Origin of the sequence: Nocardia araoensis NBRC 100135 (assembly GCF_000308435.1) — a bacterium.
Lineage (GTDB): Bacteria > Actinomycetota > Actinomycetes > Mycobacteriales > Mycobacteriaceae > Nocardia > Nocardia araoensis.
This window is the reverse complement of the sequence record NZ_BAFR01000349.1, coordinates 1-25,148: the sequence shown is the minus strand read 5'-3', so window position 1 is coordinate 25,148 and position 25,148 is coordinate 1. Positions and strand designations below refer to the sequence as shown.

General features: G+C 68.0%; 17 protein-coding genes and 1 pseudogene. 1 reads left to right on the top strand and 17 read right to left on the bottom strand.

Going from position 1 to position 25,148, the window contains the following annotated elements; translation table 11 throughout:
- The 16 genes from ON21_RS33845 to ON21_RS33770 form a co-directional block, all read right to left on the bottom strand.
- Complete coding sequence (locus ON21_RS33845) at window positions 1-1,062, bottom strand: discoidin/SUN/FTP domain-containing protein (RefSeq protein ID WP_039804934.1); 1,062 nt, start codon at window positions 1,060-1,062, stop codon at window positions 1-3.
- Window positions 1,063-1,139: 77 nt separating this feature from the next.
- Window positions 1,140-1,493, bottom strand: coding sequence for a helix-turn-helix domain-containing protein (locus ON21_RS33840; protein WP_039804933.1), 354 nt, complete (start codon window positions 1,491-1,493; stop codon window positions 1,140-1,142).
- A gap of 16 nt (window positions 1,494-1,509) precedes the next feature.
- Window positions 1,510-3,231: a type VII secretion protein EccE gene (eccE, locus tag ON21_RS33835; RefSeq protein ID WP_039804932.1), complete on the bottom strand. Its 1,722-nt coding sequence runs from the start codon at window positions 3,229-3,231 to the stop codon at window positions 1,510-1,512.
- Window positions 3,228-4,586, bottom strand: a complete 1,359-nt coding sequence (mycP, locus tag ON21_RS33830; protein WP_051021683.1) for a type VII secretion-associated serine protease mycosin — start codon at window positions 4,584-4,586, stop codon at window positions 3,228-3,230. The genes eccE and mycP overlap by 4 nt, the downstream gene beginning before the upstream one ends.
- Complete coding sequence (gene eccD / locus ON21_RS33825) at window positions 4,586-6,109, bottom strand: type VII secretion integral membrane protein EccD (RefSeq protein WP_039804965.1); 1,524 nt, start codon at window positions 6,107-6,109, stop codon at window positions 4,586-4,588. The genes mycP and eccD overlap by 1 nt, the downstream gene beginning before the upstream one ends.
- Window positions 6,106-7,668 carry an AAA family ATPase gene (locus ON21_RS33820; RefSeq protein WP_083881071.1) on the bottom strand — a complete coding sequence of 521 codons (1,563 nt, stop codon included), beginning with the start codon at window positions 7,666-7,668 and terminating at the stop codon, window positions 6,106-6,108. Before ON21_RS33820 ends, eccD begins: the two co-directional genes overlap by 4 nt.
- Before the next feature lie 34 nt (window positions 7,669-7,702).
- A complete protein-coding gene (locus ON21_RS33815) occupies window positions 7,703-8,533 on the bottom strand; it encodes an ESX secretion-associated protein EspG (RefSeq protein ID WP_039804962.1) in 831 nt (276 codons plus the stop codon).
- Window positions 8,534-8,589: 56 nt separating this feature from the next.
- The gene (locus ON21_RS33810; RefSeq protein WP_083881070.1) at window positions 8,590-9,954 is read right to left on the bottom strand and encodes a PPE domain-containing protein; all 1,365 of its coding nucleotides are present in this window, start codon (window positions 9,952-9,954) and stop codon (window positions 8,590-8,592) included.
- A gap of 30 nt (window positions 9,955-9,984) precedes the next feature.
- Window positions 9,985-10,296 carry a hypothetical protein gene (locus tag ON21_RS33805; protein ID WP_039804929.1) on the bottom strand — a complete coding sequence of 104 codons (312 nt, stop codon included), beginning with the start codon at window positions 10,294-10,296 and terminating at the stop codon, window positions 9,985-9,987.
- A 369-nt stretch (window positions 10,297-10,665) separates the two neighbouring features.
- Window positions 10,666-10,983, bottom strand: coding sequence for a hypothetical protein (locus tag ON21_RS33800; protein ID WP_039804928.1), 318 nt, complete (start codon window positions 10,981-10,983; stop codon window positions 10,666-10,668).
- Window positions 10,984-11,026: 43 nt separating this feature from the next.
- Window positions 11,027-11,335, bottom strand: a complete 309-nt coding sequence (locus tag ON21_RS33795; RefSeq protein ID WP_039804926.1) for a WXG100 family type VII secretion target — start codon at window positions 11,333-11,335, stop codon at window positions 11,027-11,029.
- A gap of 403 nt (window positions 11,336-11,738) precedes the next feature.
- Entirely contained in the window at window positions 11,739-15,743 is a 4,005-nt protein-coding gene (gene eccCa / locus ON21_RS33790) for a type VII secretion protein EccCa (protein WP_051021681.1), read from the bottom strand.
- Window positions 15,740-17,278 carry a type VII secretion protein EccB gene (gene eccB, locus ON21_RS33785; RefSeq protein ID WP_245562846.1) on the bottom strand — a complete coding sequence of 513 codons (1,539 nt, stop codon included), beginning with the start codon at window positions 17,276-17,278 and terminating at the stop codon, window positions 15,740-15,742. The genes eccCa and eccB overlap by 4 nt, the downstream gene beginning before the upstream one ends.
- A 121-nt stretch (window positions 17,279-17,399) precedes the next feature.
- Window positions 17,400-19,160 carry a type VII secretion AAA-ATPase EccA gene (eccA, locus tag ON21_RS33780; RefSeq protein ID WP_039804921.1) on the bottom strand — a complete coding sequence of 587 codons (1,761 nt, stop codon included), beginning with the start codon at window positions 19,158-19,160 and terminating at the stop codon, window positions 17,400-17,402.
- Between the two features lie 541 nt (window positions 19,161-19,701).
- Entirely contained in the window at window positions 19,702-21,378 is a 1,677-nt protein-coding gene (locus ON21_RS36385; protein ID WP_051021675.1) for a WXG100-like domain-containing protein, read from the bottom strand.
- A gap of 24 nt (window positions 21,379-21,402) precedes the next feature.
- The gene (locus tag ON21_RS33770) at window positions 21,403-22,350 is read right to left on the bottom strand and encodes a C40 family peptidase (RefSeq protein ID WP_039804920.1); all 948 of its coding nucleotides are present in this window, start codon (window positions 22,348-22,350) and stop codon (window positions 21,403-21,405) included.
- Between the two features lie 176 nt (window positions 22,351-22,526).
- Here ON21_RS33770 and ON21_RS33765 point away from each other — a divergent pair, with 176 nt between their 5' ends.
- The gene (locus tag ON21_RS33765; RefSeq protein WP_157171158.1) at window positions 22,527-23,648 is read left to right on the top strand and encodes a hypothetical protein; all 1,122 of its coding nucleotides are present in this window, start codon (window positions 22,527-22,529) and stop codon (window positions 23,646-23,648) included.
- A 452-nt stretch (window positions 23,649-24,100) separates the two neighbouring features.
- Here ON21_RS33765 and ON21_RS33760 read toward each other — a convergent pair.
- Window positions 24,101-25,148, bottom strand: a pseudogene (locus ON21_RS33760) (hypothetical protein); the annotation flags it as partial.

The following is a 25,148-nucleotide window of genomic DNA, read 5'->3' as shown; positions in this document are numbered from 1 at the left end:
TCAGTGCCCCGTGATGACGATGGACGAGATCGCGGTGGTGTTGATCGATGCGTCGCCCTTGGACTCCAGCACGGTCAGCACGATCTTCGAGGCGCTCACCGTCGGCTCCATCTTGGTCACCACCAACGTCCGCTGATCGAGGGTCGGCTGCGTGTAGACGGTCTTGTTGCTGTCGTCGAACTGGTACGAAACCCGGCTCACGGTCCGATATTTCGCCCACTGATCGGTGCCGTCCGCACTGATGTGATCCCAGCCGGGCACGATGCCGATCGAGTCGATCTGATAGGTCTTGCCCAGATCGATGGTGATGACCTGACCGTCGACCTTGTACGCGCGTACGCAGGACCAGGCCTTGCCCGTCTGCCCGCCGAAAGCGTCCATCCCGGAGGTACTCCCGGGCGGGCACTTCGACTCCGCGGACTTCGGCTGGATGATCGAGCTCGACGGCGGCGCGGGCGAGGCCGAGGACGCGGCAGAGGTCGGCGGCGGCGTGACCACCAGAAGCTGGTTCTGCGCCGTGTTCTTCTCCCCGCCACCGGTGGTGATCAGCAACAGCAACAGCAGCACGGCGAGCACCGCGGCGACGATCAACGCGACTTTGGGCTTGCGCAGCTGGACCAGCGCGTCCTTGGCGATCTGCTGGGCGGGCGGGAGCCGGTTGGCCGTCGCGGTGGACGTGCGTTCCGGCTCCGGCTCCGGCTCGGACGGCGCGTCCGTTCGGGCGGCGACCGAGGAGTAGTCGTTGGCGAAATCCATCGCCGGGGTCGAATCCTGCGCCTGCCCGTTCAGCAGTGCGAGAATTCGTTCGCTCGCCTTCGGACCATCGCCGGTGCGACGCCGCGGCGCGACGTCACGCGGCTCCGAATCGAGATCGGGCAATCCCAGCGACGCGACGCTGTTCTCCGCACCGCCCAGCTCCGCCCCGCCGTCGAAGTCGACGCCGACGTCGACACCGGCGCCGGACGACGCGGAAGAGGACCCGAGCGAAGGATCGGCAAGCAGCGTGTCGAGGACCGCACCTCGATGACGGAGAAAAACGTCTCCCGGGTCCTCGGCGGGCATGGTCCGGATCGTAACCGGCCGGAGCCGCCCGCCGAGCCGACGCTATTCCCGGTGGAGAGAACAGCCGACCGTCCGGGTCAGCGCTTCTTCTCCTCGGTCACGAAGTACTCCGGCGGCACGTCGAAGACCCGGGCCAGCGCGATCACCAAATCCAGGCGCGGGATCGCGTCACCGTGGATCAGCCGGTACAGGCCGGACTGCGACACCGGCACGTCCGGGTAGGCCAGTTCCAGATGCTGCGCCAGCGAGTAGAGCGTCAGCGACCGCGTCGATCCGTCCTCGGTCGAGACGACGGATTCCGCGATCAGCTCCGATAACCGGCTGGAGAAGATCGCCGCAGCCGCCTGTCTCGGGGTCAGAGCGTCCCCGGCGTCCTGATGAGGGAGTTCGCCACCATCGGAATGGGTGTCCGCTACCACGGTGATAGACATTAACCGACCGCTCCCATCAGCTCACGCGACGGCCACCGGGTTGCGGAGGTGCAACCACGGGTCCGGATGCCCCCGCGGGATGCGCGGGCGGGCCGTCGACAGTATCGAAATATCGGGTTTCGCCTCTCGGCTCGATGAGGTCAACCCGCACCGTGCGCATCGGAATGCTCACGTCCACCGCGGTCGCGCTGACCTGGTTGATCGCGAGATCGACCGCACGCCTGCGCGGACCGCCGGGCTCGCTGATGGTGACCGTCGTGTGCGCGTTGGACGCACGCGGCGGCAGATGGTCGAAGACCGCGATGGTGGCCGGGGTCTCCGCCTCCGCATTTGCTGCGCCGGTGTGCTCGTCGCGCGGGTCGGCCAAGCGCATGGAGCGCGGGTCGCCGACCGCGGTCACGAGCTGGCGCCAGCTGTCCGGCCGCGCCGAATGGATCTCCACGTCCGCGCCGACCACCATCGCCCGCAGGATGATCTGCTGAGCGACGGGCAGCTTGGCGTGAACGTCGATGGTGCGCCTGCGCGGGTTGAACCGGGCCGGGTCGAACAGCGGCAACGCCAGGGTGTGGCGCGGCTGGCCGCTGATCGCGCCGAGGATCTGGCCGTTCGGACCGATCGCGATGGCCAGCTCGGCAGCGAGATCCTCGGGCGCGATGTCGGCGCCGGACTCGAAGCCGCGCAAGGCGCGGATGGAGCCGCCGGTCGGCAACGACGCCAGCAGGGCCTTCGACTGGTCGCCGCCCAATAGCCGCAGGTAGTCCGGCGGTTCGGTGGTGACAGCCGGGCCGATGAACCGGACCAGGGCGCGTGGCCCATCGGCGTCGGAGGTCAGGCTCACCACCAGGGTGGTGCGGCCGCGGTTCCAGGTCCAGCAGTCGTCCAGGCCCACCCCGCCCAACCGGGACCAGTCGATCAGGAAGCTGGTCACGCACCGGCCGGGGACCGAGGTCTGCAGATTGCTCCAGGTCTCCCGAAGGTCGGACAGTTCGATTCCGGCGTGCAGCAGGCGCGTCGCGTCCCGCAGGGCGGCGGCGGGCAACGGTTGCGCGGCGATGCCCCGCTCGCGCAGTCGGCCGGCGATCCGATGCGTGGCGCTGGCCAGCGCTTTGGGGGCGACCACCGAGCACGGCCCGCGCTTGCTCAGCGCCGCCAGATTGCGTTCCTGATCGAGCCGGACCACCAGCCAGGTCAGCCGGTCGCCCACCACCGGGTGGGAGCCGATCAGCTGGTCGTAGAGCATGCTGTAGCTGCCGGTGGAGCGGACCCGCTGACCGGTCGTGACGATGTCGATGTCGACCGCGATGCCGAACTGGTCCAGCATCGGTAGCAGCAGGTCCACCGGGATGGTGTCCTCGGTGTAGAGGGTTCGCTCGGCGATCACGGTGGGCAGATCGAGGTTGGGCGCGAGCTGGATCATCGCGATCAGCGTGTCGCCCGCCTCGTTCACGCCGCACACGCCCGCGGCGACCTGTACGTCCCGGATCTTCGCCGACTGCGTGCGTTCGCGCGCCCGCGCGGTCCGGCCGGTGCGGTAGGCCGCCCAGTCCAGCAGCCAGCGCATTGCGGTCCGCCCGTTCACCCGGACGGTCACCGTCGTGACCAGGACCGTGACCACCACCGCGCTCACCCACCACGGCGTCTTGGCCGACAGCCCGACCAACAGGGGGCTGCCGACGACGACGAAGGCGGCGAACGGACCACGCTCGACGCCGGCGACCCGTACGCTCGGAAAACTCACCGGCGCCTCCGCATCGCGGAACTCAGGTGGCTTCCCGCCAACCCGAGCAGCACGGCAGCGAGGATGACGACGGTCGCGGTGACGGCGGGACGCAGATCCTTGGCGCGCGGCGGAGGAGGAATCGGCAGTTCCGAGGACCGGAACAGGCCCGCGGGTTGCTGGGGCGGTGTGCGATAGCTGAGGGCGGCCAGCGGGTCGATCATCCCAGCGCCCACCACGTTGTCGATGCCGCGCGCCGGAGCGTGCGCGCTGGCTTGCAGGCGGGAGGCGATCTCTCCCGGCGTCTCGTTGGGGAACCGCGAGCGCAACAGCGCGGCCACACCGCCGACATAAGCCGCGGCGAACGACGCGCCGCCGACCGGCACCAGCTTGTCCGGTTCGCCGACGCCATTGATCAGGCCGCCGCCGCTGGGGCCGAGCGACTCGATGCCGGTGCCAGGCGCGGCGACCGAAACCCACGGTCCGGTGAGCGAATCCGGCATGGGCGCGCCGGTCGCGGTGGTGAATCCCACCGTGAGCACGTCGGCGCCGAACCACCCCGGTGTGGAGATCGTCTTCACGTCGCGCCAGTTGCGAGGGTCAGCGGGACGCGTCGGATCGATGTCCGGGTTCTGCGCGCAATTGGCGCCACCCCCGGCGTTGCCCGCGCCAGTCACGATGAGCGCTCCGCGCACATGAACGGCATAGCCGATGGCGGCCGAGAGCATGGACTGGTCCGCCTGCGCGTCCACCGGCATGCAGATCGGCAGCGACACGATGATCACGCCGGCGCCTTGGTTGGCGGCGCGAGTGATCGCCCTGGCCAGGGTCCGGATCTCGACGGCGATCCGCTGGGTCGGATCGGAGCTCGGGCGCTCGGGGCTGAACGCGCCGGAACGGGTGCGGATGGAGATGATCCGCGCGTCCGGCGCCACACCGGAGAATCCGTCGGTGGGATCCGCTGTGGCGCCGATGATTCCGGCGACCAGCGTGCCGTGCGCATCGCAGTCGGACAGTCCGTCGCCGCCCGCGGCGAGGTAGTCGCCACCACCGACCAGGTTGGGCAGACGCGGGTGAGGCTGCACCCCTGTATCGATGACGGCGACAGTCACTCCGGCGCCCCGGCTCAGCGCCTTGGCGCGGCGCAGATCCAGCGCAAGTTCCGCCGGTGGGGTGCGACTGAGGTCGCTGTCGGGCAGCACGCCCGAGGCAAGGCAGCCCTTCTGCTGCTTCATCGGCTCCTCGGGGCCCGGCGGGTCGTCCGCGGGCGGCAAGCCGACCACGACCTGCGGCGGCTCCAGCGCGACAGCGGGGGCGGCGGTGATCGCCAGCATCACCCCGGCGAGAACCGCGACCGCGGCACTGCCGACCTTCATCAGATTCCTCGCATAGCGGTGTAAACGCCCATGATCCAGAAGGCGATCACCGGAACCACCAGGATCAGGGCGTATTCCACCAGGTCGATGACACGGCGGGTGACCGGGGACAGCCGCTTGCCCGGCAGCCGCAGCGCGGCGACACAGGCCGCGCACGCCGCCAACGCCACCACGAGTCCGACCACGAGACGCGCGACCGGGGTCTCGTAGGCGCCCACCTCGACGAAGCCGATCCCGCACACGGTGACGACGGACCCGACGATCAGCGCGATCGCCTGGACCCGGTCGGGGTGCCAGCGCGCGCGCATCGCGAGCAGGCCGCCGATCGCGGCCCCCATGACGATCTCGCGGATGCCACCGGGACTGACCGCGGCCGAGATCACCGCGGAGAGGGCCAGCACCGTGGAGATCGCGGCGATCAGGCCGCGCAGGCTGGTCACCGCGAGCCGCGCGCGGCCCTCGATACCGGCCTCCTCCGCGGTGCGCTGCCGTTCCCCGACCGCGGTGTGCTCGTCCCCTTCGCGCACCGTCTCCGCGTCGAAGATGTCGGTCAGCGTCGTCGGCGAGACCTCGTTGCCCGGGTCGGGCAGATCCGGCGGCCGGATGCGCGCGATGACCACGGCCAAACGCGGCGCCATGGTCAGCAGCACGATTCCGACGAAAACCACTCCACCCGCGACCTGCCCGACGGACAGATCCACATAGGTCAGCGGCAAGGCGGCGACGGTCAACGCGATGCCGAGCACCGTGACCGCCATCAGGGTCGCGATACCTATCCTGCTCAACCGCATCATGGTGGCGGCGGCCACCGCGGCGACCACCGCTCCAGCGGCCAGATTGGCCGCGGCGAGCGGGCCCGGCTGACCGTAGGCGGGCGGGACCAGCATGGCACCTCCGGCGAACAGCAGCGGCGTCGCCGCCAGCGTCAAGCCGAGGGTGATCATCGCCGGAGTGTTGCGCCTGCGCGACAGCGCGGCGCCCGCCCAGCACAGCCCGCCGAGCAGCAGGGCGGGCAGGCCGCACCACAAGGTCGAACCGGTCATGGTCCACGACCAGGCCAGCATGGCGGCCACCGCCGAGGCCCCGATCCCGAGCACGGCCAGACCGACGATCGCGGCGGTGTTCGCGTCGAACTCGGCGAACTCGCGCTCGTTGATCAGAGCGAGGGCGTCGGTGATGTCCTCCACCACCGGCGTGAACACCTCCGCCGACTCGACCACCGACAGCATCAGCACCGTGCCGTCGGTGACGTCGTGGTCGGCCAGGCTGCGCCAGCGCGGGATCGGCGGTTCACCCGGGCGGGCCAGGCTCCACTGCCCTTGGGGCGGAGTGAAATCGACGTTCTCGTCATCGATCGCCGAGGCGAGCACGACCAGCAGGTCGTCGATGAACGTCTCGATGGTGAACTTGGTCGGCACCACCACATCGACCTGATACGTGGAGATCATCACGGCGATCCGAGCCCGTGCGACCTCCGCCGACGGCTGCGTCCCGGCAGGCGCGGGCGCGACGGCAGTACTCATCGCCACCCTCCGCGGTCACCGGAGTTGTCGGCGCCGCTGGAGAGGTATCCAGGGAATCCATCGGCCAGCCAGGCGGCCAGCTCCTCGAACGCGAGCACGGTCTCCTTCTCCAACAACCGCAGGTCGATCTCGCCGCCCTCGGCAAGATGCGCATCGTAGGGCAGCACGCAGGTGGGGCGCTGCGCGGTTTCGAACAGCTTCTCGATCGCGTCCACGTCCACGGTCGGCTTCAGCGGCTGATGATGCACGATGCCGACGATCGACTTCGCGATCAGGTGTTGCAAGCCATGGGAGCTCAGCCAGTTCAAGGTGGCCACCGCGCCCGTGACGCCGCCGACGGTGGCCGGGGTGACGACCACGACGGCGTCGCTGGTCTGCAGCACCGTCGACGTCACCGAATCCAGTACCCCGGTCCCGCAGTCGACAACCAGCAGATTGAAGTGCTTGCGCAGGACTTCCACGGCGGTGCTGTACTCCCGGCCGGACAACGCCTCGGTGGCCTCGGTGCTCCACGGCGAGGCGATCACCGCCAGGTCGGAGGAGTTGATCGAGGTGAACGACTGCACCGCGGAGAACGCGTCGAGATTCTGCGACTGCGCCAGATCGCGCAGGGTCAAGCCGTACGGGTGCCTGCAGGTGCGGGTCGAGAGGTCGCCGAAGTCCGGGTTCGCGTCGATCGCGACCACCCGGTCCGGGCGCAGGCCCGCGAAGGTCGAGCCGAGCGTCGCGGCGGTGGTGGTGCGGCCGACGCCGCCCTTCACGCTGATCACCGCGATCTGATAGGTCGTGGTGAGCTGGCGCCGGATCCGCGACTTGCGGTCCTCGGCGCGCTGCTCCGCGGGCGAAAGGCCGAGATTGAAGCCGACCTTGTTCAGCGCGCCGCGCACGCCGGAGTTGGAGCGCAGTTGCGCCCGCTTCGCGGCGGAGATGTCGGCGAGCAGTTCGATCGAGCTGAGCGCGGCGGGCAGCACCTCGATCCGCGGCGTCGGCTCGTAGGCGGAGTGGTCGACGCGCTCGGGGACCCAGGGGGTCGCCGAGCCCGACGACCATTCCTGGTCGGCGGATGCCGCTTCGGTGCGCGCGATCGCCTGGGACGGCGTGGCGGCGGAATGGTCGGCCCGGTACTGCTCGGCGGACTGCTGCTGCGCCGAATGCTGTTGCGCAGTTCGCTGCCCGGCCATGGGAGGGGCGGCCGAATAGCCCGGCGAGGGAGTGCTCGCCTGCGGCGGAGCGACATTGGTCTGTACCGGTGGCGTACTCGCCTGTGGTATAGGCGCATTCGCCTGCCGGGGTGGCGGGCCCGCGGCGGCAGGAGGCGTCACCGCCCCCTGTGGGGAGCGGGGATCGGGTTCCCCGGCGGACGCCTGCGGCTCGCGCGGCGCACCGATCGGTGGTTCGACGTGGGTGAACTTGTCGGCGTCCTGGTTCTTCTCGGCGGCGGGGCCCGGTGCGACAGCCGCGTCGGTCAGCTCGTTCGTCGGTGCGAAGTACGCGTCGTAACCGCCGCGAGCGCGCGCGGACTCGGCCTCATGACCGTTTCTGCTCGGTGCTCGGTTCATTTCCGTCGTCCTCTCGACAAACACGGTCCGACGTTCAGCTCGTTCTGCTGGTGTCGAACCAACTTCGACCGGGCAGCAGGTCGATCAACGCCCCGATACCCGACCGTAGGGCCGCGTCATCGCCCGGCGCATATCTTGCCCACTTCCGTCCGTCCATCGCGACGCTCGGAGTCACGATGAATCGCCCCGACAGCGTATCCACCACGTTCACGCTGGATACGGACTGCGCTGAGCTGCCGTCGTGGTGCTCGATGATCACCACTTCGGCCCGTCGGACCACCTCGTCCAGCACCCGGCTCAGCACCGCGGCGGCATGCGGTTCCGCCCCGAGTTCTACCAGGGCGCGCCGCCGTTCGTCCTGTTCATCGGCAATCTCGCCGAATTGCTCCACCGTCGCGGCGACCGGCTCGAACTGCAACACCGGCGCCGGACCGAGAGCGGCGAGAACGGCCGCCGGCAAGGTGTCGAGCTGGTCGTCCTGCTGGAACACCGACTGGATGACCACATGGTCGTCGGAGCGCACCGCGAGTACATGGGTCTCGCCCGCGCGCACCAGTGACATCCGCAGCATTCCTTTCGGCTGGCCATCCAAGCCGGTGTCCAGGATCCGTACCGCCATTTCCACGTCCGGCCGGTACAGGCACCGCAGCCAATGCTCGACGACCGGGTGCACGCGTCCGTCCTCGAGCACGCCCACTTCGGTGAGCTGCGCGGCGACTACGGCATGTACCCGATCCCGATCCTCGATGCGGTAGATGTTCGGCAGCAGCGCCAATACCGGCGGATAGGACTCGATGTCGACCAGATGCTGTAACAGCAGGGCCGCATCGACATTCAGGTCGATTGCGACCGGATCGTCTTCCACACCTTCCTCGAATGCATTGTGATCATCTCCTTCGACTGGATCGGCCTCGGCGCGCTTCACCGAGGACGTTCTGGGGAGGCGAGCACCGCTTCGTCTTCGTTGTCGTTTCGCTCGATGACGCCGACCGCCAGCACCGATTCGAGCATCGGCTCGTCTCGGCCGTCCCGGTCCTCGTACTCGATGACCCCGATGACAGGAGGTTGCTCGAGTACCGGAACATCCTGCGGTTCGCCAGGGACGAACACCTTCGACGACCTCTTCTCGTCGTCGCGGCGTCGTCGCATTCGCGCCTTGGGCGCGACCGCACCGCGCGGCGGGCCCTTCCTGGCCATCGGTCCGGACGCCGCTTGCTGCGGCATGGCGCCGAAGGCCCGTCCGGCTCCTGGATTCCAGTTGGTCGGCATCCGGAAACCGGTCGCAGCGCCCGGCATCGATCCGAGGCCGCCGCGGGCCATGTTGAGCGCGACGAGACTCCCGGCCCCACCGCTCAATGCGGCCAACGTCGGCGAGTTCTGCGACGTGCCGTAGAGCCAGGAATCGTTCGTGGCTCCGTCTCCCATGCCGTTCATTCCCGAATCCCCGGACCAGCCATTGGCGTTCGGGTCCGGCGACAATTGCTCGGGATTCGTGGCCGGGTCCATCGAATCCGTCGGCTGGGTCGGATCCGCGGGCTGAGTGGGATCAGTCGGCTGGGTGGTGTCGGTGGGCTGTGTTGTGTCGGTGGGGTTCTGATCACCGCCCGATCCGGTGTTGTTGTCCGTTCCGGTCGGCCCGTCGCCCGTAGACGTCGACGATAGGTCCGTCTTGGTGAAGTCGCTACCGGTGTAGTCGGTCGGGTTGTCGTAAGACACGTTTTGCGTCTGCGGGCCCGGCCCTGGTCCGCCCGTCACAATCGGGGGCGCCTCGAGCGGTGGCGGCAATGCGGCGAGCGTGGGCACCAGCGCATTGGCGTAAGCGCCCATGACGCCGAGGGCGGCCCCTCTGAGCGCGAGCAACTCGGCTTCGGCTTCGAGGAGGACCGCCCCGCTCAACGGTCCGAAGCCGCCGCCGAGCGCGATACCCTCTTGGGCCCGGACCTGAGCGGCCTTGGCGGCAAGGACCCCCATGGCGGCCTTCGCCGCAGTGGAGATGTCAGCCGCTCGGTCCAGCAACTGGCCGGTTGCCTCGGCCACGGTCGCCTGCTCACGCAACCATGCCGCATGTTTGCGGAATGCCGCCTGTGCCTGGTCTGCGGTGAGCGCTTGGAACGTCGCACTCATCTGGAGCATCGAACTGTCGGTGTTGGCCGCGGCGGCATTCAATCGCATGGCCATAGCCGTATAAGCTTTCGCGGTCGCCCGCGTCGTGGCGACCCCATCGCCGGCGAGCACCGGGGCAATGATCCCCTCCGGCCCCAGCGCGCCGAGTACCACAGCAAGCATCTCGTCAGCTTTCGCTCGCGCTGTCCGCGCCTAGAACGCGGCTGCTCTGCTGAGCACCTGGCCATGGCCGGTCATGTCGCCGGCGGCGAAGGCGGCACCTATCTCCGGTAGAGCGTCCGCGCCATCGGTTCCCACGCAGACGCCGTTCGCCGTTTTGGGGAAGAACAATCCCGCCTGCTTGGCGCACGCGGCGGGAATGAGTGCGCTCACGTCATCGGCACCCGGCGAAAGCGGGACAGCGAGAGGAGCGGCCGCGCCGAGCATCAGCATCAGATCCTCCGCGCTGACGCCCAGTTGAGAAGCGATAACCGGGAGATGATCCCAATCGACAGCGAGATGCATGGAAGTCTCCTAACAACCAGTACCCACTCTTGGCGAGTAGTACATCGACATCGAGCGGTGCAATCAGAACGTTAAGCTATTCCCAGAGGTGGGGATACGGCATGGAGCTCGGATTCACCCCTGACGGCCACCCCCTCGCCGCCCGTAGAAGACCCTTGAAACCCGAGCGGACGCGTCACGTGACACGAGTCGTCCACCCACCCCGCCGACCGGCATCCAAGACATGCGATCGCCCTCGACGATGTTCGTGAACGAATTCGTCGAGGGCGATTGCATTCGATTTCCGACCGGCCGCGGCACCGGCACAACGCGAGCGCCGCGTCCGTGTTCGATCGGCCATCTCCGGACCGGAGATGGCGATCTCGGCTACTACATAGCCCCGCCGGTTCCGATCTGCGAGAACCGCATGGCCTGACCGGTGTCGACGACCCGGAACTGACCGTCGATGCCGGATACGGTCTTCGTGGCCGCCTTCAGCTGGGTCAGCGCCTCGTTGTACTGAGTGATCAGCTTCATGATACGGGCCTGCAACTCGCCATTCGAGGTACCGGCATCACCCTGGAAGTTCTGCTCCAGCAGCTTGGCCAGCGTGTTGCGCTCACCGGCGTCGACCGTCATATTGCTGAGCACCTGGTCGGTGCGGATGACCAGGCCCTCGACGGCATCGTAATCATTCTTCAAAGCCATTGTCCAAAACCTTTCCCAATTGTTTTCCGGTGCAGACCCGGCATCAGAAGTTGACGTTGTATTTGTTGACCTGCGCCGCGTTCTCTTGGTCCTGGCTGTCGAAACTCGCGCCGGCGGTATTCAACGCATCGACGATCTCCATGAAGGTGGCGTGCAGCTTCCCACCCTTGTCGAGGGCTCCCTGCATGGCCGCCTGGATGGCGTTTCCGGTGGCCCCCTGGACGGCGGGCGCGTACTCCATCTTGATGCTCTCGAGAATACCCATGTGGTTCTTGAAGGTATCGGCGTGCATGAAGAACTTCTTGGCGGCGGCGTTGATTTCGGAGGGGTCGCCAGTGTAGCCGATGGGCATATCTGTTCCTATCCTATAAGGCGTTTACCTTGCCTCGGATGCATTAGCCGAGGACGTTGACAGCATGTGCGTCGGAATCGTCGATGCGCGTCTCGGGGCATCGACGTCCTCGACCACACCGATTACAGGGGGTTTCTCCAGTACCGGCACCTCCTGGGTTACTCCGGGAACGAACAGCGCCGCCGGGCAGGGGATTTCCGGTCGTTCCGGTGGCATCCCATCTACCGCGCGCGATGGCGCCATCCACCTGGGCCCGGTCACGGCCCTCCGCACATCCGGTGGCGCGATGCCGAGATCCGGGAGTGCCATGGGGAGACTCCAATCGAGCGTGACTACCAGCTCGGATCGAGCGGCTGCTAAGGAAAACGGTAATTTATTCCCAACCTTGGGATGGGCGCCGAAGTCAGATCTGCTGGGGTACCCAGGCCACCTGGACGAGATCCCGGCGGGAACTCATGGGCTCCACGTAGATTCCCCGGCCCGGCGGCTGCTTGGTGGGTCGCACGTCGCCGATCAGCATGCCGTCGAGCTTCGAACCGTCCATGACGAGACCCGACGAATTCAGGTTCTTCATCTGGCCGATCACGTTGTCGTACAACGCCGTGTCCGCTTGTGCGATGTTGCGTGCCGCGATGACGTGCAAGCCGGTATCGCGACCGTCGACAATGATGTCCTTCAACGGTTCCAGCGGATTCATCGCGCCACGCTGCACCACCATGTGGTAGTCGTCGATCACGACGAAGACCTCTGGGCCGGACCACCAGGAGCGCTCCGCGAGCTGCCGGGTGGTCACGTCGTCCGGTGGCCGCCGCGAGCGCATCTTGTCCACCAGCAGCGGCAGCGCTTCGCGCACATCCCGCTCGCTGGTCACATGCCCGATGAGCATCTCCTGAGGAATCGTTCCCAAATGCCTTCGCCGGTAGTCGATCAGCAGCACGCGGGCTTGCGATGGGTCGTACTGGCGTTTGATGGACTCCAGCAGCGCGGCCAAGGTGGTGGATTTCCCCGATCCGGTCGAGCCGAGCACGATGAAGTGGGTCGACATATTGAAATCGATTGTCGCCGGGCTCAAATCGGACTCGCGGACGCCGAACGGCACGACGAGACGCTGAGCGAGAGTCTGCGGCATCGGCCAATTCGCTCGCACTTCATCGAGACCCACCTGTGGTGGCAGCAATTTCACCTGCGGCGCATGCCTTCCCGGGTAGCGCTGCGTGATCTCGGCGGCCGCGGCGGCGAGGCCTTCGGCGGCCGAATTCGGATCGCCCACACCATCGATGCGAGGCAACGCCGTGAGCATGTGCAGACCGTCGGTCGAGATGCAGCGGCCCGGTCGATTGGCGGGGATCGCCGCGACGACGTTGCGGTGGGTGTTGAAGGTCGTATCGGCCAGGTCACCCAGCCGCATCTCGACGCGTGTCTGCATCAGGTCCTTGATCGCGGGACGAATCGCGATCCAGCGCGAACTGCTGACCACCAGGTGGATGCCGTAGTTCAAGCCCTGCAGGGCGATGGACTCCATCACCGGGGTGTATTCGTCGTAGTACGGGCCGTTCGTACCGAATCCGACATCCCATCCATCGATGACCAGGAAGACGTCACCGTAGGGATCGCGGTCGTGCCACGGCGGCCTGCCCCCGCCGTCCCGCAGCGTGCGGAACTTCCGGATCGAATCGATACCGAACTCGGTGAACATCGACTGCCTGCTCTCGAGCAGGTTTGTCACCAACGCGATCGTGCGGCGGATGCGATCGCCGTCCCTGGCCGCGGCCACCGATCCCACGTGCGGAAGGTTCGTCAGCGCCGCCAAGCCGCCACCGGAGAAGTCCAGGCAGTAGAACTGCACCTGTTCCGGGGTGTGGGTCAGCGCGGCGGACATGATGAACGTCTGCAGCGCGGTCGATTTGCCCGCCTGCGTGCCGCCGACGATGGCCATGTGCCCACCCGCGCCCGACATGTCGACCCACCAGACGTCCTGACGCTGCTGCCGAGGCTTGTCGACCAGCGCCAACGGCATCTGCAAGGCGCCTTGCGGCACGGCGCGGATCATCCGATCGAGAGTCGGCGGCGTGCCCAGCGGCGGCAGCCACATCTTGTGCGCGGGCTGGCCGTGCCGAGCCAACTGCTGCAACACCGCTTCCATCACCGTGATCGACTCGCCGTCGGCCGTTTCCGGCGCGTCTTGGACCGCCACCGGCTCGACCACCGCGGGCCTGGTATCGGCGATATGGCCGGCGATGAAGCGCTGCGGCGGCCGGTACCCGCCACCGGGCCGTCGCGCGCGCTGCGCGGAGGACGCGGACACCTGCGCGGGGGCCGAGTACTTCTCGCCCACGTACGCGGCTTGGAAACGCTGGAGGTCACCGGAGCCGACCCGCAGATAACCCGAACCGGGCTTCTTCGGCAGGTGGTAGGCGTCCGCAGTGCCGATCGCGTCGCGCGAGTCACTGGTCTGGTTGGTGCGCAACGCGACTCGATAGGAAAGATGCGCTTCCAACTCGCCCATACGGTTGGCGGGCACCTTCTGTGACGCGAGCAGCAAGTGGATGCGCAGCGATCGGCCCAACCGGCCGATGGCCACGAAGAGTTTCGAGAAGTTCGGATGCTGCTCGAGCAGTTCGGCGAACTCGTCGAGGATGATCAGCAGCGTCGGCAGCGGTCGCAGGTCCGCGCCCTGCTCCCGGGCACGTTCGTAATCGGCGACGCTGGCGAAATTGCCCGCGTCACGCAGAATCCGCTGCCGCCGCGCCATTTCACCGTTGATGACGTCTTCCATACGGGTGACGAGGTCGGCTTCTTCCTCCATGTTCGTCACGATGGCCGTCACATGCGACAGCCGGTCGAAACCGAGGAAGGTCGCGCCACCTTTGAAGTCGACGAGCAGCAGGTTCAGGACATCCGGCGAGTGTGTCGCCACCGCCGAGAGCACCAGAGTGCGCAGGAATTCCGACTTACCCGATCCGGTCGCGCCGATGCACATGCCGTGCGGGCCCATGCCTTCTTCGGCCGATTCCTTGATGTCGAGATAGACGACACCACCGGCCGGGTCATGGCCGAACGGAATGTTCAGCCGTGCCCGGTCCTGATCGCGACGCCGGATCCACGCTTGCTCGACCCGGATGGCGCCCGGGTCGTCGATGCCGACCATCTCCTCCCAGGATGTACCACCGCTGGCCTGCTCGGCGGCCACCGCCTCCACCACCGTGGACAACCGGTACGGCGAAAGGCTGCGCGCCATGGCCGTGATCGCCGCCGTGGACAGCGAATCGGCCACACCCACGCGACGCAGCCCGCGCGGGGTCACCTCGTTCAGCGACCGGTCCTCGGTGACGGTGAAGCGCAACGCCCTCGGCAGATTCTGCTCCGCGGGCCCCAGCCGCAGCCAGGTGCAGCCGTCGATGCCGGAGATGTCACGGTCGCTGGCAGGGCCCTCGACGTCCACGATGAGCAGGAAGTGGGTGCGATCCAGGGTGGGCTGCGAATTCGCCGAGAACGGACCGCGGTTGAGTCCGGCGAGCACCTTGGTGCGCAACTCGGCCACGGTGCGGTAGACCATCCGGCTCGAGCCGATCGCGTCGTTGTCGCTCGGATGCTGGGCGTGCGGCAGCCACTTCAGCCAGGACCACTCCGGCGCGTCCGGATCGGACAGCACCGCGGCGACCGCCACCTGGTCCGGTCCGTGCAGCACCGCCACCTCGGCGATCATCGCGCGGACCAACCCGGCCACGAGCCCCGGATCGCCGTCGATGCCGACTTGCGGCGCCGACAGCAGATTGATCGCGACCGGCATGCCGCCGACCGTGGAGTAGGCCTTGGCGAATCGAGTCAGCTCGACGACGCCGACCGGGTCCAGATCCGACGTGGGCGCGGCTTCCGGGACGATCACGCGCACTTGGTTGGCGATGCGTCCGCGGCCCACTCGCACGCGCAGGAACTGCGGGCTGGCGACCTGTACCTCCCACATCCGCTTGCCGCCGATCAGCCGTGCGATCTCATCGGGACCGGGATGGGTGTAGCGCAGGTAGGCATGGAGTTCGGCTTCCGCCGCGTGCACCGTCTTGCGGTTGTCGGTGATGCTGCGCAGGTAGTCCTTGCGTTCCTCGTTCAAGCTGGCCGCGCCGCCGGAGTTGCCCCCGAGCGCGCCGCCCATCATGCCGAACATCGACACCATCATCATGGCCGGGAACATCAGCATCATCGGGTTCACGGCTCCGCCCCCGCGGAACATCATGACCATCATCCCGCACATGGCCGCCACCATGACCACGGGCATGATCATCCGCAGCCGCGACGGCGGAACCGGCTTGGGCAGCTCGGTCGGCGGTTGCAGCCGCAACTCCGTCACGGCGGGAGCCTTGGGACCGCGCACCACCCGGGCGGGTCGTACGAACCGGCGAGTCGTGGTCACTGCGTACCTCCGAGCCCGGCGACGACCTTGTTGTTCGGAATTCCGTCGTGTTGGATGCGAGCTTCCTTCTGGGACAGAGCGGGACCGACCGCGAACAGCGAGATGATGCTCCACGGCGCGGGGACCGGCGCCCTCAGCGCCAGCGCGGCCAAGGTGGGGTCGGTGCCGCCGGCGCTGTTCGGCTCGGTGATGATGCCGTAGCGCACCCCGCTGTCGGAGACCCAGTAGAGCGATTCGCGCAGCGGCGATCCCGGTTCGGTACCGGTCACCTGCACGAAACGCCCGGTGTCCCTCGGCAGGTACGCCGCGTCCGCGGTGGTGCCGCGCGAGGCGGAGGAGGTCACCAGGTCGACCGCGCGGCCCTGCTCGTCCTGCGTGAGCGGCAACTGCCTGCCCACAAGTAGTTCGGTGCTCGCGTTCGGATCGCTCCCGGAGCGCGACCAGTGCAGGCACGTGACGCCGGAACGTTCCGGGTCGACCAGGCGAATGGGGCGGGTCGGGTAGGTCGCGGTGCCCGGCCACTGTCCAGGGCGCAGATTCGCCGCGATCACGTTGGGTCCCACGGTGCGCGTGGTCACCGAGCCTTGGGCGTCCGCATTGCGGACCATCGCCGCCAGCACCGAACTGACCCGCACCAGCCCGGACTGGGAGACGAGGTAGTACGAGACGCCTTGGTCCGGCGTCGACACGGTGAGCACCGACCCGACCGGCGTGGTGAATCCGTTGTTGAGCGTGATGGTCTCGCCCTTGCCCGGCACGTCGGGGACCCGCAGCGGCGGTGCTTCCGGAATCGCGTTGACCAAGCCCTTGGAAGCCGCCATCACCGGAGCGGTCGAGTCGATGCCGAGCGCCATGGCCACCGCGGTGTTCGCGAGGTCGATCGCGGCGCGCACCACGCCTTTCTCGGCATCCGCGTACACCAGCCAGGTCGTGGTGTCGTCACGCAGCAGACGGGCCTCGCCGTCACCCAGCGGGCGGTTGGCGTCGCCGTCGATGGCGAGCGGGCCGCCGATCGCCGTCGTTCGCACCGCGGACCGACTGACGGTCGGCAGACCGGTCGCCGGGTTCACCGGCGCGGCCGCACCGGTGCGCGCAGTATCGCACACCGTCCACGAGGAATCCTTCTCGTTGCTGTCGACGATGCTGCCGGGCGCACCGGGAATACCGACCCATGGCCCACGCGGGTATTTCGACAACTCGTCCCGGGACACCTGCACCGGATTGTCGGGGGAACCGACGATCAGCCGAGCCGACGTCAGGTTCAGCGCCGGGAACAGCCGGTTGTTCACGCGGACGAACAGAGCCCCCGTGTCCTTCTCCGCGACGATTTTCGACTCGCCGACCTTCTTGGCGGGTTTGAAGAACGCCAGCACGGCAGCGCCCGCGATGATCACGCACGCGAGCGCGATGCCGATGGACAGCGCGGTCGAGCGACCGCGCTGCGGATCATCGATCATCGACGCGTCTCGGCGGACCAGCGCGTGCTCGATCCGTCGCAGCAGAAAACGCCAGCCGGAAATCTGGTGTTTGGTCACAACCCGGAAGCGCGCCACCGGTTCTCGTTCCTTCCGCCGCCCTCACCAAACCGTAACCAGCGGTCACAGCATGAATACGACCGCTATTCCCAACGCCGGGGATAACGGATCAGCGGACGCCTCACACCCGCGTGCTCGGCGCCAAGCCCTCCAGCGCCGCGGTGACGTCGAACGCGTCGATCGTCATGAGCTCCTCGTCGGTCATCGCGGCGATATCGGCGTTCTCCCTGGTGAAGCGATAATCTCGCTCGGCTTCGGCGGCCTCGACCACATTGCGCACAAAACGGCCGTTGCCGGCCAGATCGATCAGCCGCCTGCCGTTCTTGGTCTGTCCCGCCAGCTCCTCACACCTCAGGCGCAGCACCTCGCGAGCCTGCTCGGACAGGATCGAATCCTTCTTCCGCGCGATGTGTTCGGCGATCTGCACCAGTTCGTCGGCGTCGTAACTGGCGAAGCGGATCCGCTTGGTGAAACGGGAGGCAAGGCCGTCGTTCGAGGCCAGGAACCGGTCGATCTGGTCCTCGTAGCCCGCGATGATCACGACGAGCTTGTCGCGATCGTTCTCCATGCGAGCCAGCAGGGTGTCGACCGCCTCCTTGCCGAACGCGTCCCCGCCGGAAAGACCTTCCTGGATAAGGGTGTACGCCTCGTCGATGAACAGCACCCCGCCGAGCGCCGAGTCGATCAGCGCGTTGGTCTTCGGCGCCGTGTGGCCCAGGTGGGTGCCGACCATATCGTTGCGGGAGACCTCGATGACATCGGCGTTCTCCACGACACCCAGGCCGGCGAAGATCTTGGCGATCACCCGGGCGATGGTTGTCTTACCGGTACCGGGCGGGCCGGAGAAGATCAGGTGCTGCGACTTCGAATCCACGGCGAGTCCGCGCTTGGCGCGCACCTGATCCATCAGCACGCCGGACTTGAGCCGGTCGACCTGCTCCTTGACCGAATCCATGCCGATCTGCGCTTGCAGCAGGTCGGAGGCTTCCGCGAGGAGGCTCTCCCGTTCCGCGCGCGCTGCGCTGGCGGCCGCTTCGCGCGGGTCGTCGCCCGTCTTGGGATCCCACCTGTTCGTCCTGGACGCGATGAGTTCCGCGGTGACGACCTCGAATCGGTACGACTTGTCGCGCACCGCGCGCTGCCATTCCTCGCGGTCCGGCCAGAGGGCCGAGCCCTGCAGCCCTTTGAGGACCTTGTCGGCGGCGTCGTGATCGCCGTTGTGCCGCATCAGCATGCCGAGCAGGAAGTGCGCGTCGGCCCAGATGTAGGACAGGCTGCCGGAGGAGCTGTCCTCCACGATTCGCTGCGCGCGCGGCATGGCTTCGCCGAAGCGGCCCAGGTGCGCCAGCGACTGCGCGGTCATCAGCTCGGCGGCGATGTCCAGCAGGCCGTCCTCCAGCACCGGCCGCGCGTTGCGCAACGTGAGCACCTCCGGCCACTGCTTCGTCCGGAAGTACAGCGACATGCGCACGAAGTCGGAGACGTCGTCGCGCGGGACCTCGTCGAGGATCGCCGCGGCTTCCTGCCATTCACCGCCTTCGGCATACGAGCACGCCTGCGCGATGGCGATCTGATCGCGATCGGCCATCGCGACGCGCAGGCCGTACATGCCGATCTCGACCTGGCACCACAGGGCGCGGTCGACCAGACCCGCCCGCTGCTGATCGCGGTAGAGGTTGTGCACCGAGCGGTAGGCCCCGTAGATCACCTCCGAGGTGACCTCCCCGGCCATGGCACGCCCGAGCCAGGCATCGCACATGTCCGGGTCGAGATCGGTGGCAGCCCGAAACGCCGCCGCCGCGTGTTGGTCGTTACGCACGCCACCCGCGACCAACCCAAGATTCTGAACACCCGTGTAGAACGCGTCCTCGGCCGCTGACACTCGGACTTCCCTTCCGCCGATCTAGCCTGCTCGAACGATAGATTCCGGGGGTCACGCCCAGGACTCGACACCTTCCCACCCCTGGGAAGCAATCGAGGCGAGGACCACACGCGCTCGACATGCCAGTTTTGAACGTGCCGTCAGTTAACGGTATGTTTACCTCGGGGTCGGCAATCATCCGCCTGCAGCGGCCCCTTCGGCGGCGGCTGGCCAGCCGCGATCCGGTCCACCAGCCGCCGCGCAGCAGGTCGGAGCGCGGATGAAAATTTCTTGCCGCTATTTAGGTGCACACTATTGAACGTTCCGACAGAAGAGGGTACTGTCTGAACACAGATCGTCAGTCCCTCATCCTGACGATCTGAACCCAAAAGCAACGGCCGGTGGCACCGGCAGGCCACCGGCCGTTGCGAGGGGAACGACACCCTGGGCGGTAGCGCGGTTCGTCTACGTCTACCATTCCCGCCACCTCCACTCAGCAACCCATTCCCGCGCTTGGGAATGGGTTTTCTTGTCGGAAGCCTGTATTCGCCCGATCGCCCCCTCAGGCGTGCGAAGGCGGCGAGTCCGTGCGATCGGATGCCGGAGCCGTCACCCGCGCCGGCGCGGGCGCGGGCGCGGGCATCGCGTCGGCGAGGTCGGCGCTGTTCGCTTCGGAGCCCTTCTCCCGGACCAACCGCAGTGGCGGCCGCGTGGCCGGAGCGTGCACCACGGCCGGGACATCCCGGGTACGACGGGTTTTGGTCCACGGAGTGACCGCGGGCTTGCGCGCCTTGGGCGTGGCCTTCGCCGGACGTTCGGATTTCGGCGGCGCCGGGTCCGGCGCGCCCGGCCCCGGCACGGCTCGGCCCCAAGGCGTGGACGCCGCACCTGGACTCTGCCGCGCGAGGGGCGCGGCTCCCAGCGAATCACCCGAGACGGAGCCCGCGACTGCGTTCTCTGCGAGCACAGGGTCGGCGGGTCCGCCCGCTTCGGTGGCCCAGCCGGACCGGCGAGCCTCGGGGTCGACCGCCGGGCGCGCCCCGACCTCGGGCGCCGCTTCGCGGGCAGCCACCGGCCCGGCATCCGCTCCAGCGTGCGCGGACATGGCGGAAGGGCTTTCGACTCCTGCCGGTCGGTCGGCCGCGTCCATGCCCACACCGTTCGGTGCGGCCCCCACTGGCGCAGGCTTGTTCGCGAACTCCCTGGCCGACTCGAGAGGTTCCGACCCAGCCTGCGAGAAAGATCGCTCGCCGGCCGGGACCGGCGTCTCTGTGCCACCTCGGGATCCGTTTCGATCGACCGGCCGTTCCGCGGCGCCGATCGCGTCCGAGGCGTCGCGCGGCGCGACGGGGACGCGCGCGTCGTTTCCGAGTCCGTGGAGACCGGTGTTCGCCGCCGATACGTTCGGGCCGAAGCGCGACTGCGGCTGTTCGCCGTGCTGGAACGGGATTGCCCGCTCCGTCGCGGCGGGACCACGCCGAGCGCCCGCATCCCCCTCGGTGCGCTGCGCCGCGTCGTCGAACGGTGTCGATGTCGTGAAATCGAGTGTGGAGACGTTCTCGGCGAATGTCGCCGCGTGTCGCATGATGTCGTCGGCGTGATCGTCGAGCACCTTCGCGAAGTGTTGCACCGCGTCGGGATCGATGCGCAGCGGGGCCGGCTTGCCCGACGACGGGATGTCGAGCGCGTCGCGGGCCGCGTCGTAGACGATCCCCTTGACCATGTCATCGATGGCCTGTTCGAGCGGTTCGATCGCCTTGCCGATGACTTCGGCGACGATATAGCCGATCAGGTACTGCGCCATCTCCTCACACAGCCTGCGCGCCGCTGCGGCGATCAGCGGCGCGGAAGGCGCCAGCGGCGGCGTGATCATCATCGAGGCATAGGTGGCGGCCAGGGCGGCGAGTTCGGCCAGCACGGCGACCTTCACCGCGGTGATCACCGTCGCCGCGACATCGAGGGCCTGACCGACGATCTTGCACGCGCTGTCGAGTTGCCGCATGTGGGACGCGCTCATGCCCGCCCAGGTGGCGACCAGTTGCTGATACGACTCACCCGAGTAGAAGGCGCCCATCTGATCGATCACGCCGGTCGCCGAGTCGTGTGTGTCCCGCACCTGGGCAGCGAAGGTGCGCACATGCCCGGCGAGGGCCCGGACGTCGTCCTCGTTGATATCCGGGTAGGGGATGCCGCAGATGTTCAGGAACAGCGCGACCTCGCTGGGGATGTTTATGGCCACGCGATCCTCCCCATGGTCACCGCGTCACAGCACCCGCACGACGACGGAGTTGCTGTCCATGCGTGACCACTTCACCGTCGAACCCGTGTAGGGCGCCTCGATGACCATGCCGTTGCCCGCGGCCAGCTGCACGTGCTCCGGGCCTCGCGTGCTGAAGGAGGAGCCGGGAAACACCAGGTCACCCGGACGCACATCCTCGGGGTGCACCCGGACCCCGCTGTAGATCTGCTCGTAGGTGGTACGGGGCAGCACGACTTCGCCGTTGCTCGCCTGGGCGATGGCGTATTGCGTGAGACCCGAGCAGTCGAATCCACCGCCGCTCGGACCGCCCGCGCCGCCACCGCCCCACACGTAAGGGGTGCCGAGCCAGCTGCTGGCGGCCAGCACCGCGTCGCCGCCTCTGGTCCCGTCCGAGCGGACGGTGCTCTTGCGGCGCAGCCGGGACGAGGAACTGGACCTCGAGCGCGTCCGCCGCCGCCTGCGCGGCGCCGGACCGTGCCTGGTCTGCCGGGTCGCCGGCGTGGCGGGCGGCATGATCTGCGCGGCCTGCTGCCGTGCGGCGGCGACATCGGCGTCGACCTGCTTGGTGGCATTCGAGATGGTGGTCTGTGCGGCATCCAGCAGCGCGGGCCCGCTGAAGCGAGTGTCGGCCACCGAAGCGATCGCCTGTATCCGGCTCTGGAAATCCGCGATGTGGTTGTTCAGGCGGCCGCGACCGTTGACCGTTCCGTCACCGGACTCGCCCACGGCCTTGCCGACGATGCTGTCCTTGCTCGCATGGGATTCCGCGATCGACATCTGCATACCGTGCGCCTCGCCGTACCGCAGCGCCACCGCTCCGGACTGGGGACGCAGATCGGCGGCGAGAGCTTGGGTCGTGGTCGCCGCCTGGCCGGCGGGCTGGCCGTCGCCGTACAGCGCGAGCAGCGATCGGAGCACTCCGTCCAGGTCGTTCGTCAGTGCCGGTGCCATTCGACCGACTCGCCATCGCTCATCACCGACCGCCTCTCACACTCTCCAGCTATTGTGTCGCCCGAACCGAATCGGTCGTATTCCCATTCGTGGGTGGGTAATCGAACTATGCGCCACTTCCCATAATCGGGAAGCCGAGACAATGGGTGTGACTTCTGGAAGGCGGTGGCGACGGTATGGCGACAACGGCGGCGGAGACCAAAGCCAAAAAAGCATCGGCGCTGGCGTCCACCCCTCTGGCCAGCGTGGCCTCCGAGGTCAAACATTTTTGGTTGGTCGACCTGCATTGCCCGCCCGGGGCCTCGGAAGGGCTGCGCGCCTACATCGCGATGGCGGACACCGCCATTCAAACCGCCGTAGACCTGCTCGGGCGCGGCATGACCACTCCCCCGCCGAAAGTCGCCGACCTGCTCGAGCCCGCCTTCTACAAGGCGCTCGGCAAAGGGGAAGCGGACGACGAGTACCGCAAGACGATCGACAAGGTAGAGGCCAGGCAACTGCAATTGCTGCAGATGGACGACAAGGTCGTCAAGACCTCCGTCACGGTGGCCGCCGAGCAAGTGCAGGCGCTGCGGTCCATCAAAACCATCGTGGCCGACCTCAACACCAAGCTGAAGGCCGCGGGCACCGCCAAACTGAAGCCCGCCCAAGAGCTTCCGTTGCTCAAGGCGGTCGCCGCCGCCGTGGAGGCGGTGTACGACAAGGTCACCGCGATCGCCGACCTCAACGAGGATATGGCCAACGGCAGCGGCAACGGCAACTCGAAAGGCGGCGGCCAGAACAGCGGTGGCGGCACGGCCGGTGGTACCAGCGGCGGCGGTGGCGGCGGTGACGGTGGCCTCTCCTCGCTGCTGCCGATGCTCGCGATGCTGCCGATGGCAGCTATGCCGCTGGTCTCCCAGATACCTGAGATGCTGCACAAGGCCGAAGAGGACAAGGCGAAGAAGGCCGAGGAGAACCAGAACAACGGCGCGCCGGGTAAGCCGGGGCAGGCGCCGCCGCCCGGCAATCAAGGCCAGCCCGCGGCCGCGCCGCCGCAGGGCGATCCGAATGCCCAACCCGCCGCCGCGCAGCCGGAAACCGCGCAGCCCGGCGGCATCACCGCGGCGCCGGCTGCCAATACCGCGCCGCCCGCCGAGCAGGATGGAGCTCCGGCCGCTACCCCGTCACCCAGCGTGATCCCGGCTCGGCGGACCAGAGACGGGTCCGCGACCGCCCGGACGGGCAGCGAGACCGCCCAGGACGCGGAGGCCGAGGGCGAACCGACTCCGGAAGAAAGTCCCGTCATCGAGGCGTAGCCGCGTCGAGCCGCCTTTCGGAAGGCGGCTCGAACATCTCGAGTCCGTCGGCGGGGTCGGCATGCGCCGGTTCCAGCTCCCGCGTTCGCGGCGTGCATTGATCACCCAGTCGGCTTTCCTGGGGCCCACACAGCGCCTCCGGCTGGTTTGACCGCAGTGCGACGGTCGTACACCGGGAGAAGCGGGATTCCGGTTCCGGACGGCTACTGGCAGTGCCGCAATCGCGTACGAGAGCGCACATCGTGTGCACGGTCACCGATGCCGATTCGGCAGCGCGGATGGAGCGGCGATCCGCACGGGCGTCACCACGTTGCTATCCGGCTGCCGGTATGGCCGGACTCCACGGAAGGACCCTCAGCGACAGACGTACCGACGTCCGGCTCGCGGCGCGGTGGGATCGCACCCACCACGCCGCGCCCGGACCAATGAATCGACCTACGCTCGCGGAGCTCTCACGACTGCTCCGGAGGCGCCACCGGCGGCGGGGTCGAAGGCGCGACCACGACGGTTGGCGGCGGCCCTCCGGCGACCGCCGGTGCGGTGACCGCCGGTGCGGTGACCGAAGGAGCCACTGCGGGCGGGGCGACACGCTCGGGCTGCACGGCGGTGGAGACCGGCGCCGGTGTCGAGACGAACTGTGGATGCAGCGTGACCTGTTCGTGGGCGTAGACGGCATCGCGCAGGGTCTGTCTGCTCGTCTCGTTCGCCAGCAGCAGCACCAATTCGTTGCAGCGCCGCTCGAAAACCATGCTGCGCAGCGGGGATGCCCCGGCATCCAGCCGAAGCTGCCCGATCTCCACCCGGCCCACGTCGACCCGCTGCCCCAGCATCGAGGCCGCCAGCAGATCGTCGGCGTCCCGCAGTTCGTCCCACAGCTCGCGCGGCACCGGCCTTCCGGCTTGCAGCTCGGCGAGAATTCGCTCCCGAACCCGGCGCGAAGTCGCGGCTTCCACGGGCGCCGGTCCGGAGCGTCCGACCTGCCCGTGGGCGTCGACGGCCAGTTCCACGCATCGCGAGCGCACCTGCGCGTCGGGTACCGCCGAGACTTGTTCCAGGCCGGCGATCGAACCGGCGAGGCCGAGCCGGTCGGCCGTATCCGGGGTGAACTCACGCAAGTCGACGTCGTAGGACGGAGCGACGAGCCCCTCCATCGCCGCTTCACCGAAGCGGTTGCGCAACCCCGGATCGATCGGACCGGAGGACACGAGGGCAGACAGACTCGCGTTCGCCTTCGCACCCCAGGCCAATCCGAATTCCGCCAGGACCCGGGCCGGATCGGTGACTCCTTCCCACGGCGATCCGGCGCCGTCGTCGGCGGCGAGCAACTCGTCCCAGTTCCACGGCGTGGAAACCTCACGTGGCAGGAACAATCCGGCGGGCAGCCACCCACGCCCTTCGTTCGACGTGATGAAGACACCCGTTCCACCGGGACCTCGCATCACCGAGACGGCCCAGGCCATGCCCACCGGGGAGTCCACCGCGGCGAGCACGCTGCCGAGC

Excerpts from the sequence above, each read along its gene's own strand:
- ON21_RS33770 (WP_039804920.1), bottom strand. The coding sequence starts at position 22,350 with ATGGCACCGGCACTGACGAACGACCTGGACGGAGTGCTCCGATCGCTG.
- ON21_RS33820 (WP_083881071.1), bottom strand. The coding sequence starts at position 7,668 with ATGAACCGAGCACCGAGCAGAAACGGTCATGAGGCCGAGTCCGCGCGC.
- ON21_RS33845 (WP_039804934.1), bottom strand. The coding sequence starts at position 1,062 with ATGCCCGCCGAGGACCCGGGAGACGTTTTTCTCCGTCATCGAGGTGCG.
- ON21_RS33840 (WP_039804933.1), bottom strand. The coding sequence starts at position 1,493 with ATGTCTATCACCGTGGTAGCGGACACCCATTCCGATGGTGGCGAACTC.
- ON21_RS33765 (WP_157171158.1), top strand. The coding sequence starts at position 22,527 with ATGGCGACAACGGCGGCGGAGACCAAAGCCAAAAAAGCATCGGCGCTG.
- ON21_RS33800 (WP_039804928.1), bottom strand. The coding sequence starts at position 10,983 with ATGGCTTTGAAGAATGATTACGATGCCGTCGAGGGCCTGGTCATCCGC.
- eccD (WP_039804965.1), bottom strand. The coding sequence starts at position 6,109 with ATGAGTACTGCCGTCGCGCCCGCGCCTGCCGGGACGCAGCCGTCGGCG.
- mycP (WP_051021683.1), bottom strand. The coding sequence starts at position 4,586 with ATGAAGGTCGGCAGTGCCGCGGTCGCGGTTCTCGCCGGGGTGATGCTG.
- ON21_RS33810 (WP_083881070.1), bottom strand. The coding sequence starts at position 9,954 with ATGCTTGCTGTGGTACTCGGCGCGCTGGGGCCGGAGGGGATCATTGCC.
- ON21_RS33805 (WP_039804929.1), bottom strand. The coding sequence starts at position 10,296 with ATGCATCTCGCTGTCGATTGGGATCATCTCCCGGTTATCGCTTCTCAA.
- ON21_RS33795 (WP_039804926.1), bottom strand. The coding sequence starts at position 11,335 with ATGCCCATCGGCTACACTGGCGACCCCTCCGAAATCAACGCCGCCGCC.